This window comes from Streptomyces sp. NPDC001056, assembly GCF_053598955.1.
Genome location: NZ_JBSFLI010000061.1, coordinates 1 through 17,788 on the forward strand (window position 1 = coordinate 1; position 17,788 = coordinate 17,788).

Annotated in this window: 11 protein-coding genes, 1 tRNA gene and 5 pseudogenes; 8 read left to right on the plus strand and 9 right to left on the minus strand. The window is 70.0% G+C overall.

From position 1 onward, the window contains the following. Both ACWDD7_RS36350 and ACWDD7_RS36355 read left to right on the plus strand, forming a co-directional pair. Positions 1-94: pseudogene (locus ACWDD7_RS36350) on the plus strand (triose-phosphate isomerase); the annotation flags it as partial. A 534-nt stretch (positions 95-628) separates the two neighbouring features. Next, on the plus strand, positions 629-3,079 hold the full coding sequence (locus ACWDD7_RS36355) for a Helicase associated domain protein (RefSeq protein ID WP_450460548.1): 2,451 nt from the start codon (positions 629-631) through the stop codon (positions 3,077-3,079). 376 nt (positions 3,080-3,455) lie between these two features. On the opposite strand, the gene ACWDD7_RS36360 is transcribed toward ACWDD7_RS36355, so the two are convergent. The 3 genes from ACWDD7_RS36360 to ACWDD7_RS36370 form a co-directional block, all read right to left on the minus strand. Further along, on the minus strand, positions 3,456-3,644 hold the full coding sequence (locus tag ACWDD7_RS36360) for a hypothetical protein (protein ID WP_450460549.1): 189 nt from the start codon (positions 3,642-3,644) through the stop codon (positions 3,456-3,458). Between the two features lie 18 nt (positions 3,645-3,662). Beyond that, on the minus strand, positions 3,663-4,331 hold the full coding sequence (locus tag ACWDD7_RS36365; RefSeq protein WP_450460550.1) for a hypothetical protein: 669 nt from the start codon (positions 4,329-4,331) through the stop codon (positions 3,663-3,665). A 107-nt stretch (positions 4,332-4,438) separates the two neighbouring features. Continuing rightward, complete coding sequence (locus ACWDD7_RS36370; protein ID WP_450460551.1) at positions 4,439-4,612, minus strand: hypothetical protein; 174 nt, start codon at positions 4,610-4,612, stop codon at positions 4,439-4,441. A 242-nt stretch (positions 4,613-4,854) separates the two neighbouring features. Between ACWDD7_RS36370 and ACWDD7_RS36375 the strand changes: the two are divergent. Continuing rightward, positions 4,855-5,055 (plus strand): annotated as a pseudogene (locus tag ACWDD7_RS36375) (ATP-binding protein); the annotation flags it as partial. A gap of 144 nt (positions 5,056-5,199) precedes the next feature. Here the strand turns inward: ACWDD7_RS36375 and ACWDD7_RS36380 are convergent. After that, positions 5,200-5,634, minus strand: a complete 435-nt coding sequence (locus ACWDD7_RS36380; protein ID WP_450460552.1) for a VOC family protein — start codon at positions 5,632-5,634, stop codon at positions 5,200-5,202. 400 nt (positions 5,635-6,034) lie between these two features. Between ACWDD7_RS36380 and ACWDD7_RS36385 the strand changes: the two are divergent. Beyond that, positions 6,035-6,834 (plus strand): annotated as a pseudogene (locus ACWDD7_RS36385) (IS5 family transposase); the annotation flags it as partial. A 29-nt stretch (positions 6,835-6,863) separates the two neighbouring features. Here ACWDD7_RS36385 and ACWDD7_RS36390 read toward each other — a convergent pair. Beyond that, positions 6,864-8,064, minus strand: a pseudogene (locus tag ACWDD7_RS36390) (IS3 family transposase). 66 nt (positions 8,065-8,130) lie between these two features. On the opposite strand from ACWDD7_RS36390, the gene ACWDD7_RS36395 reads away from it, so the two are divergent. The 3 genes from ACWDD7_RS36395 to ACWDD7_RS36405 all read left to right on the plus strand — a co-directional run bounded on the left by ACWDD7_RS36395 (position 8,131) and on the right by ACWDD7_RS36405 (position 11,281). Further along, entirely contained in the window at positions 8,131-9,756 is a 1,626-nt protein-coding gene (locus tag ACWDD7_RS36395) for a DNA/RNA non-specific endonuclease (protein ID WP_450460553.1), read from the plus strand. Between the two features lie 100 nt (positions 9,757-9,856). Further along, on the plus strand, positions 9,857-10,339 hold the full coding sequence (locus ACWDD7_RS36400) for an SMI1/KNR4 family protein (protein ID WP_450460554.1): 483 nt from the start codon (positions 9,857-9,859) through the stop codon (positions 10,337-10,339). A gap of 402 nt (positions 10,340-10,741) precedes the next feature. Further along, on the plus strand, positions 10,742-11,281 hold the full coding sequence (locus ACWDD7_RS36405; RefSeq protein ID WP_450460555.1) for a DUF4232 domain-containing protein: 540 nt from the start codon (positions 10,742-10,744) through the stop codon (positions 11,279-11,281). 18 nt (positions 11,282-11,299) lie between these two features. Here ACWDD7_RS36405 and ACWDD7_RS36410 read toward each other — a convergent pair. From ACWDD7_RS36410 to ACWDD7_RS36425, 4 genes and pseudogenes are all read right to left on the minus strand, one after another. Continuing rightward, positions 11,300-11,422: pseudogene (locus ACWDD7_RS36410) on the minus strand (IMP dehydrogenase); the annotation flags it as partial. Between the two features lie 197 nt (positions 11,423-11,619). Next, a complete protein-coding gene (locus ACWDD7_RS36415; RefSeq protein ID WP_450460556.1) occupies positions 11,620-12,183 on the minus strand; it encodes an RICIN domain-containing protein in 564 nt (187 codons plus the stop codon). 752 nt (positions 12,184-12,935) lie between these two features. After that, positions 12,936-13,010, minus strand: a tRNA-Met gene (locus ACWDD7_RS36420). A gap of 294 nt (positions 13,011-13,304) precedes the next feature. Further along, the gene (locus ACWDD7_RS36425) at positions 13,305-13,763 is read right to left on the minus strand and encodes a hypothetical protein (protein WP_351876502.1); all 459 of its coding nucleotides are present in this window, start codon (positions 13,761-13,763) and stop codon (positions 13,305-13,307) included. A gap of 247 nt (positions 13,764-14,010) precedes the next feature. On the opposite strand from ACWDD7_RS36425, the gene ACWDD7_RS36430 reads away from it, so the two are divergent. Next, entirely contained in the window at positions 14,011-17,763 is a 3,753-nt protein-coding gene (locus ACWDD7_RS36430; RefSeq protein WP_450460558.1) for an nSTAND1 domain-containing NTPase, read from the plus strand. Positions 17,764-17,788 lie beyond the last annotated feature (25 nt).

A 17,788-nucleotide genomic window follows, 5' to 3' on the forward strand; every position in this document is an offset into this window, starting at 1 on the left:
GGTCTGCGGCGCCGACGACGCCCAGGAGGTCTGCGCCGCCATCCGCGCCAAGGTCGCCGAGCTGTACTCCCAGGACGTGGCCGACAAGGTCCGCACGCTGCGCGAATCCTGGAAAGGCGCTGCGCGCCTTTCTGATAAACACGCTCCGCGTGTTTACAAATTCCCGCTGCGCGAGAATTTGGATTTCCGCTGCGCTTCAATCCGGCCCGGTCCGCTGCGCTCCCCGGGCAGGGCGTCCGCTGCGCTCCCGCCCAACCGGCTACGCCGGGCAGCAGCAAGAAGAGGCTGGTGGTGCATCAACTCCCCCGCCAGGTAGATTCACGAACCGTGGACCACCACTCCATCGGGATGGCCGAGCCCGCAGCCTCGACCCGAACCACCACCCGGACCAACGCACGAACTGATCCACCATCACCTGACAGGCCATCCGAACCGCCAGCGGACACTCACTCACCAGTCCACCATAACCCCTGTGCGGACCCCGCTCGTAGCACGCTGGACCCGTCACCAGGGGCGAGTGTCAGTCGAACTGATGTCCTGACAGCAAGCACCCTCTGCATCAAGTGATGCAGAGGGTAGGATCACGAACGAATCCCGGCCCCCTATCCTCCCGAATGGAGACGCGCGCATGACGGATCAGATTCATCTCCGGCCGCATCAGGAGGAGGCCGTGGAGGCCATTGTCCGAGGGCTCGATATCCCTCCGGGAAAGCGGATTCCGGCCGAGGGGCTGCGCGGCGTTGTGGTGAGTGCGTGCGGGACCGGGAAGACCTTCATCGGTGCCGCCGCAATGCAGCGTCTCGTGCCCAACGGCCGTGTGCTGGTGCTGGTCCCGACCCTCGAATTGCTGGCACAGACGGTCCAGGAATGGCGGACGTTCGGGCACTCGGGGCCGGCGGTTGCGGTGTGCTCCCTGGAGGACGACCCGCGGCTGTACTCCCTGGGGGTGCGGTGCACGACCAGCGCGCCGCAGCTGGCTCTGTGGCACGGGCGGGGCCCGGTGACGGTGTACGCCACCTACGCGTCGCTGCCGGTGCTCATCGAGGCGCACCGGGGCGAGTACGGCTTGCCGATGGACGTGTGGGACGCGGTGCTGGTCGATGAGGCGCACCGGACGAGCGGTTCGCTGGGGAAGGCGTGGGCGGCCGTGCACGACCAGGAGCTGTTGCCTGCGATGCGGCGGCTGTACATGACGGCCACGCCGCGTATCTGGATGGAGCGGCCGGCGCGGCGGGGGCAGGAGCAGGCGGGGGCAGGGCGGAATCCTCTGCCGGAGGAGCTGGCCTGTTCGATGGATGACGAGGCGATCTACGGGCCTGTCCTTCATGAGCTGGATCTGTCGGAGGCGATCGCGCGGGGGTTGCTTGCGCGGTATCAGATCGTGGTGGCGGAGGTGCGGGATGCGAGCCTGACCCCGCAGCGCCTGTACGGGGAGCGGCGGCATGAGGAGGAGGTGCGCGGGGAGCGGTTGGCGGTGCTCCAGGCGGCGCTGCTGGAGACGATGGCGGCGCACTCTCTGACGCGGTGCATCACGTTCCATCACCGCACAATCGAGGCGCGTGCCTTTGCGGAGGGGCTTGGGCGGGTGGTGGGCCGGCTGTACGCCGAGGACCCGGAGCGGTATCCGGAGCGGGTGTGGTCGGGGTGGCTGTCGGGTGAGCACGCGCCGGATGAACGGGCTGACCGGTTGGCCCGGTTCGGGGCGCGGGCGGGGCGGGCGGTGCTGTCCAACTGCCGGGTGCTGGGTGAGGGGGTGGATGTGCCGTCGGTGGATTCGGTCGCGCTGATCGACCCGAAGGGAAGTGCGGTCGATATCGTGCAGGCGATCGGTCGGGCGTTGCGGCAGAAACCGGGTCAGGGGAAACTTGCCACGCTGATCGTGCCCATTTTTCTGCGGGCGGATGAGACCGAAGAGGAAATGCCGTATTCGATTTCGTACCGGCCTTTGATCAAGGTGTTGTCCGGGCTGCGTGCGCATGATGAGCGTGCGGTGGAAATGCTTGCGGCTCCGCAGGAGGATATGCGCCGGACCCCTGGAGAGCCGTCGTATCTGGGCGAGGAACCGGCGGAGGGCGAGGAGGAGCAGCGGGTACTGATCCGGTTCGGGACGCACCGGGATCCGGCGCTGATCGCCCGGCTCGTGCGCTACAACGTGCTGGAGCCCGAGCACGAGAACTGGAAGGCCGGGCACCGGGCCGCGGTCGCGTACCGGGAGCGGACGGGTCATCTGGCGGTGCCGTACGAGCACCGGGAGCTGATGCCGAACGGTCACTCCCACCCGCTGGGCCGGTGGCTGGCCGACCAGCGCCGCGCCCTGGCGGCCGGCGCCCTGTCCGCGCAGCGGGCCGAGGAGCTGGACGCGCTGGGGATGGTGTGGGATCCGGCGGAGGCGGCGTGGGAGGAGAACCTCGCGGCCGCGCGTGCCTACTACGCCGCGGCGGGCACGCTCGCGGCGCCGGTGACCGCCACCGCGCTGGACAAGCCGGTCGGGCAGTGGCTGGCCAACTGCCGCAAGGAGGGCGGTCTGGGCAAGGATCCGGCGCGGGCGGCGCGGCGCGCGGCGCAGCTGGCCGCGATCGATCCGGACTGGCGGCCGGGCTGGCCCCTGGACTGGCAGCGCGCCTACGCCGGGGTGTCCCGGCTGCTCGCCCTGGGGGCCGAGCTGGACGAGATCGTGCCCGGTGTGACCGCCGGCGGTACCGACGTCGGCCGGTGGCTGAAGCGGCAGCGGGAACACGTCACCTGGCAGGGCCTCACCGCTGGGCAGCGTGAGCGCCTGACGGGCATCGGCGTGACCCCCCTCCCGCCAGAGCCCAAGACGCCCGCGAAGGCGCCCAGGAGCGGCTCTGCGGCGTTCGAGCGGGGGTGTGCGGCACTGGCCCAGTACCGGGAACGCACGGGCACTGCAGGGCCCGTCAGCCGCGCCCACACCGAAACCCTCCCCGACGGCACAGCCGTACGAATCGGGGTATTCCTGGCCAACACCCGCACCCGGCGCGCCAAACTCAGCAGTGAGCAGCTCGAACGCCTCGCGTCCCTGGGCCTCGAATGGGCGACGACCGCACAGGCTGCGGGATAGCCGGGGCACCACCGGCCCGGTTCAGCACAACGGCCCCCGCCGACGGCGGGGGCCGTTCCGTACCGCCCAGACTGCGGCAAGGCCTGCCTGTGGTGCTGACTCAGGGCTCAGAAGCAGGCACTCAGGCCCCGTGACGGGTGTTCTGGCCGGACCGGAGTCGGAGGCGCGTCCACCATGGGGCGGGTTCGTGCTCGGCGTTGGTCACCGCGGCGTGGAACGCGGTGAACGCTGCGTCGAGGTTCCGGGTGTCCCTCTTGGTGTCGAGGGTGACGTTGACCAGCGTGCCGGCGGTGTCCGCGACCTGGGTGTCCGGGTGCCGCAGGAGCGGGGCGGCCGCGGTCGCCAGCCGGAACAGCGGTTCCCGGACGGTGGCGGCTTACGCCTTGCTGGCGATCCGGTCCCGCGCGATGAGCTGGGCGGCCGGTCCGAACCCTGCGATCACGCTCGCACGTTCGGATGCGCCGGTGGCACGGGTGCGGGCGAGCTCTCCTGCTCCGGCGGCGGCCGCGAGGAGGACGGTCCGGCCGTGCGCGAGGAAGTTGTCCCAGAGGGTATGTCCGGTCATAGCGGCCGCCCGTGGACGTCAGTTGCGTGCGGTGTCCAGCAGCCACAGGAGCACCCTGAGGAGCACCAGCATGTCGAACACCACCGCAGCCACGAGCGCACCACTGCGGATGTGCTGCCGGAGCAGGTCGATGCCGAGCCAGATGCCGTAGCCCGTCAGGCCTGCCGACACAAGCAGAACGAGGATCGCGATGCCCGAGCCCGCGCCGTTTTGTGTCGCGATGTAGAGCAGGGTGTAGGCCAGCATCATCTGGGGGAACCCGAGGAGCACGATCTTCCGCACGTCGGCCGCAGCCGGGACCTGGACGCGCGCCCCGGCGGGCATGGCAGCCGGGGCTGGCGGGTGCCCCGGGGGAGGTCCTGTCGTGGCGCGCGGGCGTGTGGCGGGCTGCGCTGGGTTCGGCGGCTGTGCTGGGGGCGGTGGGCTCTGTGGGGCCTGGAGTGCCCTGGCCAGCAGCGCGGCGAAGTCCGGGTCCGCGCGTAATGCGTCGTTGAGCACCGAGGCCACGATGCCTTCCGGTCCTTCGCCGGGCTGCTCGTCCAGCCGGGCCAGCGCCGAGGCGCCGAGCGGGTCTCCGCCGAGGCGACCCCGGACCAGTTCCCGTACCGCCGCCCTCCGCTCCGCCGTGGCCGGGGCCCCTCCGGTCATCACCCGTACCGCCGTTATGGCCAGTTCTGAAGCCCGCATCGCTGCCCTTCCCTCCCGGGGCCCTCCCGGGACGTCAAGGACCGTATGTGTGGCTGAGGTTGGGTGGCAATCCTCAGTTCTCACCCGCTCCCGATCCGCCGTCCGTATCACGCACACCGCGACCGCGACGAGCAGGGCCGCTGTTGTCCGCGGGCGAGCCAGGCGCGGGGCTGGCGCTTCCAGCTCGATGCCGCACGACACGGAACGTGGAAGTCGGTAATCGCGGCCACGTCGTCCGGGGTGACGTCGACGGCGTAGCGCAGGGGCTCGGCGGTGGTCATGCGGCGGGTTCCCTCCCTGTTTCCGGCGCGCTGGGTGACCGGTCGTCATGTCCCGTTCTGTCGCGTCGGATAAGGAGAAGAGGTTATCGACGCGATCACCTCTGTCCGTGAATCGCGGACGGGTGCGACGAGGATGGCCGGAAATGGCTGCACAAAGACGATTGCCTCGCATGTATAAGGGAGACAGGTTCAGTGATGCACAAGATGTGCAGCGCTCGGAGGGAAACGAGGAATCAGCCTTGATCTTTACCGAGCGCGAGGAACGACGGGCGATCGCCGTTGCATCCAACGCTCCGTTCTCGGAGTGGAAGCAGACCTTCACCGACCCGCGGCTCTGCTCGGCGATCGTGGACCGGGTCACGTTCAACGCGCACATCATCGAGACCGGCACCGACAGCTTCCGCCTGGCCCAGACCCAGGAGAAAAGGCGCCGCAGGACCTGATCAGCGAAAGGGCAAGCGAAGATCAGTCAGGGCGGCCAGCGCATGAGCACATGGTCCGGCCACCCGTGGCCGCTCCGAGTCGGCTACTGGGCGATGAGCGGATCGTGCCGGTCGGCGGCAGGGTGATCCCGCACCTGGTCAACGTCAAGCCGAGGCGGCGGCAACGCAGAACTCATTGCCCTCCGGGTCGGCCATCACCATGTGGTGCCCCGCAAACTCCTCCAGGACGACCCCGCCCGCCTTGACCAGCCGCTCGGACTCCGCCCTGATCCGCGCCCACTTCTCATCGGGGCTGCCGTGTCCCGGCACCCGGACGTCGATATGAAGTCGGTTCTTCGCGGTCTTCGGCTCGGGGACTTTGAGGATGCTGAGCCGGGGGCCGGCGCCGTCAGGATCGCAAAGCCACGCGCCGTCGTCCTCGGAGTCGTCTTCCGGAAGGTCGAACTGCGCGAGCCACTCCTCGCGGGTTTGGAAGGGGGCGGGCGGCGGCTCGTCCACATACCCCAGGGCTGTCTTCCAGAACTCGGCGAGGAGCTTCGCGTCTGCGCAATCAAGGGTCAGATCGATTCTGGCTGCCATAGCAGGACCGTAGTGCGCGCCTCTGACAGTCGCGGCTGAGTCGGAGGAGAGACGGCTGCTGATACGCCCTGACTGGTCGGACACTGCCAGACGTGCTGCGGCCGACAGCCCTACGCGAGCTGTCGGCCACAACTTTGCTCAGCCCGGACGTTCTCCGCCGACCGAGCCAATGCCCGCATCCGTCGTCCACTGCGGATCGGAGAATCCGACGGTCTCGGATCGAACACAGGTCGAGATCCTGCGGTCCGTCGAGCCTGTCGGGGGCCCTCCGTCCGGTCCGGATCCGATGCGTTTCACGCTACCGCCCCGGCCCCCCACCACTGCCAGACAACCCACCCGAACCTAGGCCGTGTTTTAGGTCGGGGTTCCGGTCCACGTCTCGTCCCGTGATGATCACCGTGTGGGGCGTGGGGATCTTTCTGATGAGCAGTGGTCGGTGCTGGAGTCGTTCCTGCCTGCGGCGGGTGTGAGTCGCAGGTGGCCGGGGCGGCGTCGGTTGATCAACGAGGTGCGCTGGCGGGTGCGGACGGGGGTTCCGTGGCGTGACCTGCCTGGTGAGTACGGGCCCTGGCAGACCGTGTACGGGCTGTTCCGGCGATGGCAGCGGCAGGGGGTGTGGGCCCGGCTGCTGACGCTGTTACAGGCGCGGGCCGACGCGGCCGGGCTGATCACCTGGGAGGTCAACGTCGACTCCACGGTCTGCCGGGCCCACCAGCACGCGGGGCCGGCGCCCGCCGGGACGGCGCAGGGCAGAAGGAGTCGCCTGGTGGCATCGCCACCGAACCGGACGACCATGGGCTGGGCCGGTCAAGGGGTGGGTTCACCACGAAGATTCATCTGGCCTGCGAGCAGGGTCAAAGGCCGTTGTCGCTGCTCATCACCGCGGGGCACCGGCACGACAGTCCGCAGTTCGAGCCGGTCCTGGAGGCGATCCGGGTGCCTCGGATCGGTCCTGGCCGGCCGCGATCTCGGCCGGACAAGGTCCGGGCGGACAAGGCCTACGGCTCCCGCGCGAACCGCGCCTACCTGCGCAGACGCGGCATCGGGTGCACGATCCCGGAGAAGGCCGATCAAGTCCGCAACCGCGAGAAGCGTGGTTCGCGAGGTGGCCGACCGCCGAAGTTCGACAAGATTGACTACCGCGAGCGGCATGCGGTCGAGTGCGGGATCAGCCGTCTCAAGCAGCACCGGGCAGTGGCCGGGCCTTGACCCGGAATCTTGGACACGGGCTATGCGGCTTGGGCCAGGGTAGTTGATGTTGTGTCGAGTGCTGTCTCGTAGGCGAGGGGACTGCGTTGTCCGAGGCGGGAGTGACGGCGTCGGGTGTTGTAGCGGTGCAGCCAGCGGAACGCGTCGAGGCGGGCCTCGGGCTCGCTGGACCAGCGCTTTCGGCCCTGGAGCGTCTCGCGTTTGAAGGTCGCGTTGAAGGACTCGGCGAGTGCGTTGTCGGCCGAGCTGCCGATCGCGCTCATGGACTGACGGACGCCGGCTTGGCGGCAGGCGTCGGCGAAGGCCCGGCTGGTGTACTGGGCGCCGTGATCGGTGTGTATGACCGCCCCGGTGAGGCTGCCGCGGGTTTGTTCGGCGGCGGCCAGGGCGTCGGTGACGAGTTCGGTGCGCATGTGGTCCGCGATCGCCCAGCCGGTCAGGCGGCGTGAGGCGAGGTCGATGACGGTGGCCAGGTAGAGGAACTTCCCGCCGTCCACGGGGAGATAGGTGATGTCGCCGACGTACTTCGTGTTCGGCTTGCGTGCCGTGAAGTCGCGGCCGATCAGGTCCGGGGCCTTCACCGCGGCCGGGTCCGCGATCGTGGTGCGGTGCCTGCGACGCAAGCGCACCCCTGCCAAGCCGATGGTTCGCATCACGCGCGCGATCCGCTTGTGGTTGACCCGTTCGCCCGCCTCGCGGAGTTCGGCGGTGATCCGGGGGACGCCGTAGGTGCCGTCCGACTCGCGGTGCACGGCCCGTATCCGTGCGGCGAGAGCGGCGTCGGCCGCCTGCCGGGCGGCCCGGTCCGCGGCCGTGCGGCGCCAGTAGTAGAAGCTGGAGCGGGCGATGCCCAGGATGGTGCACAGCCGCTTCACGCCGTGGCGGCGCTGGTGGTCGGCGACGAACTGGAAGCGGTTCACCAGCGCGTCTCCCCGGCGAAATACTTCGCCGCCTTCCGCGGGATCTCGCGCTCTTCCTCCAGCTCACGGACCTTCTTCCGTAGAGCGGCGTTCTCCGCCTCCAACGGCGTCGGCGGCTCGGCCGGCACCTCCGCCCGGCGCCCGCGGGGCCGACTCGCTCCGGCCGCCCGGACCCAGTTCCGCAGGGTCTCGGGGTTGATCCCCAGATCGGCGGCGACCTGCCTGATCGTCGCCTCCGGCCGCGACCGTACAGCGCGACCGCGTCCGCCTTGAACTGCGGCGGATAGTTCTTCATGACCACGAGATGTCCGTTCTCAGATCCTCAGGATCCAGTGTCTCGTGTGTCCAGGATCAAGGGTCAAGGCCCGTGCCCACCGGCCCCCACCCGCTGGGCACCCTGCGACCCAAGCAGTCCAGGACGGTCAGCGGCACCCGCCCCAACATCGCCCCTCCCGGCAAGACGGTGACCTTCACCGACTACGCCTGGGTGTACTCGACCGCCGCGTACGGCCCCGACCCCGAGGTCGGCAGCCGGCTGCATGCCCGCAACCTGCGGCCGGACGATCTCTCGTTCAGCACTCCTTTGCAACCCACCGTGGCAGGGCTGCTCGACGTCATGACGAAGGACCGGCCGACGAGCGACACCGAGGCGGGCAGCAGGGCGACCGACGCGATCGAAACGGCCAACGACCAGGGCGAGCTGCCCGACCTGGGGAAGATCGTCGGCTCCGGCCGGCTGGACAACCCGCAGGACCTGCGCGACATCCTCCCCACCACCGAGAAGGTCGCCAACCAGCGCGTGCTGCAGCAGATCGCACTGCTGCTCCAGAGCGACCCGCGTGCGCGCGTCACCTGGACCGCGCCCGCCGCAGCCGGAAAAGCGGCACCCCCGGCGGACTACCTCTACACCACCACCGAACAAGGCCGGCAGGTCAAACGTGCCGTGAAGGCGGAAACAGTGCGGAGCCCGGCGGAACTCGGCTCGCGGGCACGCCTCGGCGCCGCACAACTGAACGGCGAGCAGCCGGACTCCGGGACCACCGGCGGCCAGAAAGTGCGGCCCGGATACGAACGGGTACTGCGGCTCGACCTCGAAGCGTCCGTCGGCCCGCTGCTGGACCTGGCCACCACACAGGACCTCGAACACACCCTGTCCACGGACCCCCGGTTCCAGCCCCTGCGGGACAGCCTGTGCGAACCGAACGGCGCCGGACCCCGCGTCGACCGCCTCGTCGTCGTCAACGCCTCCGGCACCCACCAGTGGACCTCCCCGCGCCAGCTCGGCGCGCCCTGCGGTTCCAGCAGTACTCCGGCGTCACCGGACCCGTCGAGCAGCAGCGGGCCGACCGGCGGGCCGACCTGTCTGACGCAGCGACCGCCGAACGTTGTCGACGAGTCCAGCGAGGCGGGCTGGATCAAGTACGGCCAGAGGGATGTCGGGCACGGCGGACGGGCGACCGGGGCGTCGGCCTGCCTGACCAGCGCCTACCTCAAGGATCACCCGGGCAGCAGCGCGGCAGACAGGGAAGAAGACCCTGCCGGCTACGCCTGGGCACGCCGGTACCTCCGTCACCTGGGCGGCAGACCCAGCGCTGTCAACGCCTGTCACCTCTTGGGCGCGCAACTGGGCGGTTCCGGTAAGGAGCTGGAGAACCTGGTCACCTGCGGCACGGACGCCAACTCGTATGTCGGAAAGCCCAAGGAGCCGATCGCGCCGATGGACAGCATGCTGCACTTCGAGGACAAGGTGAGGAAGCAGGTCGACGACGGTTACACGGTTCTCTACCAGGTGGCCCCGGTCTACGAGGGCAGCCGGACCGTGCCCGCCCGCTTCCAGATGTCCTACATCTCCTGGAACAAGGACGGAGTGCGGGTCGGCGCCGACTCCGAGAAGGTTTCCAACCTCGTCAGAACTGACGGCAGCGGCTGGAAGAACCTCGGTACCGCGGTCGACGGCAGGACGGGCGTCGACGTTCCGCTCGCGGGAGACTGAGCGTGACCCCCCGCATCTCTGAAAGGAACCGGCTGTGTCACATCCCTTGGTGACCCGCCTGCGTGACGTGCTCCCACCTCCGTCCAGTGGTGGAGACACCGTGGACTGGGAGGAACTCGCCCGGACGGAAGGGGTCGTGCTGCCGTCGGACTACCGGGAGTTCGTCGAGGTGTACGGAGGGGGAGAGATCGACGAGTACCTCGGCATCAGTACTCCTCCGGTGCCCGGGTCGGTGTACGGCGACCTGCTCGACGGGTTCGCGCCGTACCTCCGGCCCGAGGACGAGGCCGAGCTCGCGGTCCACTTCCCCGGCGGCGGCCCGCTGAAGCTCCTGGTCCTCGGGGGCACGACCAACGGGGATGTGCTGCTCTGGCTGCGCATCGGTGAGCCCGACACGTGGAAGATCGCCGTCTTCCGGCGGCAGGCGCTCTGTGGGGAGAAGCCCTGGACGGTCTTCGACGGGGGGCTGGTGGAGTTTCTTGTGACGGTCCTCGAAGGGAGAGCAACAGCCCCGCTCAGGGCCCGGAAGCTCGCGAGGACGCCCCACCGGTTCCTCGGCTGGCGCGAGGCCGAGAACTTCTGAGAGCGTTGTGGACAACCGGGTGGTGTTCGGATTCGGTTGGCCAGAGGGTGAGTCCTCGTACCCAGGTGCCCGTAACTGTGAGGGTATGAAGCAACGGGTCCCTCAGGGCTGTCCCGTAAATGGTCTACGGCACGTGCGCACGTCTACCGAACACTCGGGGCAGGGCACCGATCCGAACCAGCGTTGATCAGTGCTCACCAGATTTCGGAATAGAAACCGGCGGGCGCGAACCCAGGCCAGATGTGCCGGCAGCTCGGGCAGAGGCGGCGCCATGCCCCCACCGTGTGCGGCGGAAAAGGTTGCCCGCGCAACGAACCTCCGCCGGACATCGAGCGTCTACAGGTGCGTGGGTGCGCACTGACCTCGCGCACCGAGTCGTATTCGAGGGGAACCGAGCACGTCATGAAGACCAAAATGACCACCGTGGCCCTTGCGGCGATCGTCGCCGCCGGCACCGTCGCCGCCGTCCCGGCCTCGGCCGCCACCGCCAAGGCCGCGCCGGCGCGTTGCCACACCACCGACCTGAAGGCCGGTTTCGCCACCGGGGACGACGCGAAGCCGGAGATGGGGCGGACCGGGAAGCAGACGCAGGCGTTCGTCTGGTTCACCAACAAGAGCAACCGCACCTGCACCCTGTCCGGCTTCGCCGGTGTCGACATGGTCGGCGCCCAGAGGACCGACGGCACCTGGTCCCTGGTGCGCTCGGCCAAGAAGCCCACGAAGATCACCCTGGGGCGGGGGGACACGACGGACTTCAGCATCAACCTGCTCCCCGTTGCCAGGTCCACGCCGCAGAAGGAGAAGTTTGTCCCCGCGATGTTCCTGGTCACCCCGCCGAACGAGACGAAGCACTTCACCCTGAAGTGGCCGTTCGGCGGCCAGATCCTGAAGCAGGACGGCGCCACCCGCCCGGGCACCTACCTCAACCCGATCGGACAGTAATCCCCCGCGGCCGCGCGGTCAGGGCTCCAGGAGGGCTTTGACCGCGCGGCGCTCGTCCATCGCCCGGTAGCCCTCGGCGACCTGGCCCAGGGGCAGGGTGAGGTCGAAGACCCTGCCCGGCTGGATCCGGCCGGACAGGACGAACCCCGAACAACCAGGTGTACGTGCTGCTTGGCCGGTGGCGGGCTGGTGAGGGGGTGGTGTCGGGCCTGTTGCCGGGCCGCTCCAGCATGGCCGAGGCGCCGGGCGGCTGTGCGGCGAGGCCGAGACGATCGTTCAGGACGTGCTGCGTACCCGGTACTTGACGCGGGCCGCCAGCTTACGACCTACCGGATGGCCTACGGTGTGGCGGCCGTCCAGTTCCAGACCTGGTCGATCTGGTCTCCGCAGGGCCATTGAATCAGGCCGACTCCCTGGTCTCCTGTTCCCCCAGGAATGGTCAGGCACTGCTGGCTGTTGAGGTTCTTGAGCCGGGAGCCGTACTTGTCCGGCACGAGACCCCAGTAGTGGTCGTGATAGTCCCCGCACGGCCACTGAATAACGGGGGCTCCTGCGTCCGTGCTACCGCCCTGAACGCCAAGGCATTGACCGCTGTTCAGGTTCACCGCCTGGTAGTAGCTGGTGGAGCCCTGAGTGAAGGCGTACTTGAGAATCCAGAAGTGGTCGTTGAAGGCCCCACAGGGCCACTGGATAACCTGAGCCCCCGCATCCATGGTTCCTCCGGGAAGAGCCACGCACTGGCCAGACCAGGCACTCTTGATCCACTTGTACTGTGGGTCGCCCTTGGTGGTCACGCCGCCAGTAGCGGGTGTCTCGACGGAAGCGGTGGCCGTCCCGGTGAGTCCTGCCGTCAGCAGCATGACAGCGGCCGCGATCCCTGATAAGCGAAGGCGTGACTTCATGTTCCCCCTCTTCCTGAGCAGATGTGGGTCAAGCGGACAGCAAGGTATAAGAGACGTACGTGGGCGTACACGTATCGACGTGACTTATCGCCATGTCTCAACGAAAGATTCACCACTCTCGCGGGATGAAGGAGGTTGGGCAACATCTGGGCGGAAGCTCGCGGGCCAGAGGCTCCCTGAGTCACCAGGCCCGGCTCATGGGGGAAAATGAAGGAGACCAAGAAGAACAAGGGGCAAGGCCCCATCATCGACACCGACCAGCCATGCCGCCGATGCATCGAACACCGGAGCGATCACCGCAACCGGGCAGCCGCCCAGCCGCGTACCACCGCTCGCGAGAGCAACAGACCGCGGAGGCCGGAATGCGAAGACTGCGGCAGACCCATGATCGGTCCAGCACACCCCGATGGCATCTGCCGCGACTGCAGACAGTCCACGTCAGGGTCACGAAGCAGTATCCGACGGCTCGTGTGACCCGCCGTCCGACAGATCGCTCCGATACCGCTTGCGCTCACTCCCCCGATCAACTGGATGCCCCCGCCCCGGAGTTGCCGGTCACCCTCGGCACTCCGGGCATATGCCCGCTGCCGTGGGCACTGATCAGAAAAACCGCCCCTGGACACGCACTACGGGAGCTGGGCGTGGAGTGGGTATGAAGCAATCGGTGGAGCGGAACGACCGCCCAGAGTCCAGAGGCGTTGGTGTCCGCAGAAAGAGACGAAGGGTCCGGCGGCAGCCGGACCCTTCGATCGTAGCGGGGGCGGGATTTGAACCACGCGACCTCTGGGTTATGAGCCCAGCGAGCTACCGAGCTGCTCCACCCCGCGTCGGTGAATCCACCATACGCTAACCACGCGACACCTCCAGCGATTTACCGCGTCGCTGCACCTGCGGACTCAGGCGAGGCCCAGGGTCGAGGAGGAGTCGACTTCGGCATTGCCCGGCCCGGTCGACGTCCCTTCACCGCCAAGGGTGTTGTCGCCGTGGACCATCACCTGCACGAGATGCCGGCCTGGACCGGTGACCGGAGGCCCCGGCGTCGTGAGCGCGGGCCGGGGCCCGGACGGGTTGCCGCCCGCTCGGGCCCCGGCCGGTGCGGCCGCGGTGGTGGTGCGCCGGATTCAGTACAGGTGGATGTAGCCGTGGCAGGTGTCGAAGACGGTGTGGATGGTGACCTTCACGTACGGGTGCCGGCGCTTGGCGATGGCGACGTCCTTGGTCTGCGAGTCGTGAACCGTGGGGAAGCCACGCTCCTCCATCCAGAGCTTCTGGATGGTGGTCCGGCCGCCGTCGGCCCGCCAGATGGCGGAGGCGGTCATGAACTTCAGGCCGATCTCGTCCTTGAGGTACGTCTCACGGAGCATGGTGCGGTTGTTGTCGTAGTCGCGGTACCACACCTTCACACGTCCGCCGCCGCAGCTGAACGACTTGTACTTGTTGACGGTCTTGACGGCCTTGGCAGCGGGTGAGGCGTGCGCGGGCGCCGGGTTGTCGAGGGCCTGGGCGGCCGGTCCGCAGACGGCCGCGACTCCGCACAGCGCGGAGCTGAGGGCGAGCGCGACGCGCTTGGTGGTGTTCATGGTGACGGTTTCCTTCCGGTAGGGGTGGTGGATGTCCCGGGCCGGCTCCCCGCGGTGGCGCCGGGGTACGGCCTCGGCACCGAGTCCACCCCCGGCGGCATTGAATGGCAGGCCCGTCCCACCAGCCGGATCAATGCCACGGCGCGGCGGAACCGGAGACCCGCGGTTGCCGTCCCATACCGGGGCCGCCTCACCAGGGCAGCCGAGTGGTACGCGGGACAGCGGCGGGCGACGGGGGGCGGGGCACGTGGCGGGACGACCCGAAAGGCCGCTGGATCCTGCCGAGGGCCCGTTACAGCGCCTGGCGTTCGACCTGCGCAAGCTCCGTACGGACGCCGGGAGCCCGACGTACCGGCGGATGGCCGCCCGTACCGGAGCCGGGGCCAGCACCCTGTCGCAGGCGGCCGCCGGCGAGCGGCTGCCCACGCTGGCCACCGTGCTGGCATACGTGCAGGCGTGCGGCGGGGATCTGAAGGAGTGGGAGCGGCGTTGGCGGCAGGCGGCCCGTGAGGTGGTGGAGGAACCCCGTCCGGGCCAGGACGACACCGACGCGCCGTACCGGGGGTTGCGCCGGTTCGAGCCCGAGGACGCCGCCGTGTTCTTCGGCAGGGGCGTGCTGACCGCGCAGCTCGTGGCGAAGGTCCGCGAGCACCGGCTGGTCGCCGTGGTGGGCGCGTCGGGCAGCGGCAAGTCCTCGCTGTTGCGCGCCGGCCTCGTCCCCGCCCTCCGGGATGGCGGACCGTCCGGTCCGCGCCCCGAGGCGATCCGTATCCTCACTCCGGGCCGCCGTCCCGCCGAGCGCGCCGACGTTCTCGAACCGGCCGCCGGAGACGGCGACACCGTGGTTGTCGTCGACCAGTTCGAGGAGTTGTTCACCCTCGGTGCCGAGCACGGTGAGCGGGGCGTGTTCCTGGACCGGTTGGTGGGGGCCTGCGCGCCCGGCGGCCGGCTGCGGGCGGTGATCGCGGTGCGGGCCGACTTCTTCGGCCGCTGCGCCGAACACCCCGCCCTGGCCCGCGCCCTGCGTGAGGCCACACTGCTGGTGGGCCCGATGTCACCCGCGGAACTGCGCGAGGCCGTCGTCGGACCCGCCTCGGCGGCCGGGCTGGTGGTCGAGCGCGATCTGACCGCCAGGATCGTCGCCGAGGCCGAGGGCCGGCCCGGGAGTCTCCCGCTGGTCTCGCACGCCCTGCTGGAGACCTGGCGCCGCCGCCGCAGCCGCACGCTGACCCTGGAGATGTACGAGGCGGCGGGCGGCGTCGAGCAGGCCGTCACCCGGAGTGCCGAGGAGCTGTACGGCGGCCTCACGCCGGACGAGGCCGCGGCCGCCCGGCGGATCCTGCTGCGCCTGGTGACGCCCGGCGACGGCACGCCCGACACCCGCCGCCCCGTACCCCGTGCCGAACTCGACACCGGCCGGCCAGAGGACCGCCGTGTACGCGAACACCTGGCCGGGGCCCGCCTGCTCACCTTGGACGGCGACGTCGTCGAGCTCGCCCACGAGGTACTGATCACCGCGTGGCCCCGCTACCGCGCCTGGATCGACGAGAGCCGTGAACGGCTGCGCACCCACCGCCGGCTCACCGAGGCCGCCCGCGGCTGGCACGACCTGGGCCGTGACCCCGGTGCCCTCTACCGCGGCATCCGCTTGGCCGCGGCCGAGGAAGCCTTCGCCGGCCCCGAGCGGCAGGCCGACCTCAGTCCTGCGGAACAGTCGTTCCTCGATGCCTCCCTCGCCGTACGCGACCAGGAGCTTCGTGCCACGGCGCGTACCGCCCGCCGACAGCGGCTGCTGACTGCGACGCTGGCTGTGCTCCTGGCCCTGGCCACCACGGCCGGCCTGATCGCCTGGCAGCAGAGCCGCACCAGCCGGGAGCAGCAGCGCGCGGCCGAAGCGGCCCGGCGGACCGCGCTGTCCCGCCAGCTCGCGGCGCAGTCGGCCGCCCTGACCGCCACGGATCCGGACCTGGCGGCGCTGCTCGCCGTGCACGCCTACCGCACCAGCCCCACGGCCGAGGCGACAGCCGGCCTCTACACGGCGGCCGCCTCCCCCCTCGCGCTGCGCCTGGCCGGCCACTCGGGTCTGGTCGAGGCACTGGCTTTCAGTCCCGACGGACGTACCCTGGCCACCGCGAGCGACGACCGGACCGTACGCTTGTGGGACACCGCCACCGGCCGTACCCGCGTGACACTGACCGGACACCAAGGCGCCGTGTTCTCGGTGGCGTTCAGTCCGGACGGGCACCTGCTGGCCACCGGCGGGGCCGACCGCACGGTCCGTCTGTGGGACGCCGCCACCGGCCGCGGCCTGCGGAGGTGGCCCATCGGGGAGGTGCGCACGGGCAACAGCATCGACGACCACGAGGAAAGCTCGGTGCCGGTCGTCTTCAGCCCCGACCACCGCACCCTGGTCACCGCCGACGCCGACGGCACCGTACAGCTGCGGGACACCGCCACCGGTCGCGCCCGCGCCTCCTTCAGCCTGCCCGCCGGGTCCTTGGCGTCGTCCGGTGGCGGCCCGGTGGCATCCGGGGGCGTGAAAGTGGTGTTCAGCGCCGACGGTCGCACCGCCGATGTCCTGGACCGGCTGAACGGCACACTGCGGCGGTGGGACATCGCCGCCAAGCGGCCCGTCCCCGGGCCCGTCCTGTCCGGTGACGGCGTTGAGGCCATCGCGCTCAGCGCGGACGGCGGCACTCTCGCCGCCGGGCACGCCGACGGGGCCGTGGACCTGCGGAACAACGCCGCCGGGCGGCCGAGGGCCACGCTGCCGGCGGCGCCCGGCCCGGACACGACGGTCACGGCCATGGCCGTCAGCCCGGACCGGCGCACCCTGGCCGTCGTGAGGGACGACCACACCGCCCGTGTGGTGGACGCGCCGACCGGGTGGAGCACCACTCTTCCCGGCCGCATCGACTGGGCCACGTCCGCCGCCTTCAGCCCGGACGGGCGTGTGCTGGCCACCGGAAGCAACGACGGCACCGTACGCCTGTGGGACATGACTGCCGTACGGCCCCGGCTGGCGCTGCCCGACCCCGGCGGCACCTGCCCGCCGGCCTTCAGCCCGGACGGGCGTCTGCTGGCCACCGGCGGCGAGGACGGCACCGTACGTGTCCGGGACACGGCCACCGGCCGCCTGCGCGCCGTCCCTGCCCGTTTCCACGAGGCCGTGACGGCATTGGCGTTCGTCGACCGCGGACGCACACTGCTCATGGGCGGCGAGAAGGGCACCGTGCACCGGTGGGACACCGCCACCGGCCGGCGGAGCGCCGCCTTCACGGTGCCGGGCAACTGGGCCACGGCCTTCAGCCGCGACGGACGCCTGATGGTGACGGTCGGTGACCCCGAAGGCATCGACGACCTGACGCAGCCAGTACGGCTGTGGGACACCGCCACCGGCACACCCCGCAGGCTGTGGGAACACCGGACGGGCTTCGGCGGCATGGCGGTCCTCAGCGCCGACGCGAGCCTTCTGGCCACGAACGACGGCCGTGTGCGCGTGTGGGACACCGCCACCGGCCGCTTGGCTGCCGCCATCACCGTGCCGCCCGGCACGGAATCGATGGCTTTCAGCCCGGACGGACACATCCTGGCCGCCGGCGGCGACGACGGCACCGTGCATCTGTGGGACACGGCCACCGGCGCGCCGCGGACCACACTGAGCGGTACCAGCAAAATCGTGTCCCTCGCCTTCGGCCCCGGCGGCAGCCTTGTCGCCGCCGACGACGACGGCACCGTACGCCTGTGGGACACCGCCACCGGCCAGGTGCAGCGGACCTTCGCCGATCCCAGCCGGTCCCCGGTGGTCTTCTTCAGCCCCGACGGGCACACACTGGCCACCGACGACGGAAGCGAAACGGTGTGGCTCTGGCCGGTCGCCTCCCCTGATCGGGCTGCGGCCGTCACCAAGATCTGCCACTCCCTGCACCGGGACCTCACTCCCCGAGAACGCGCCCGCTACCTCCCTCTCGCCCGGTTCCGCCCCGTCTGTGCCGTCTAGTGTGATACGCCGGAAATCCTGAGGG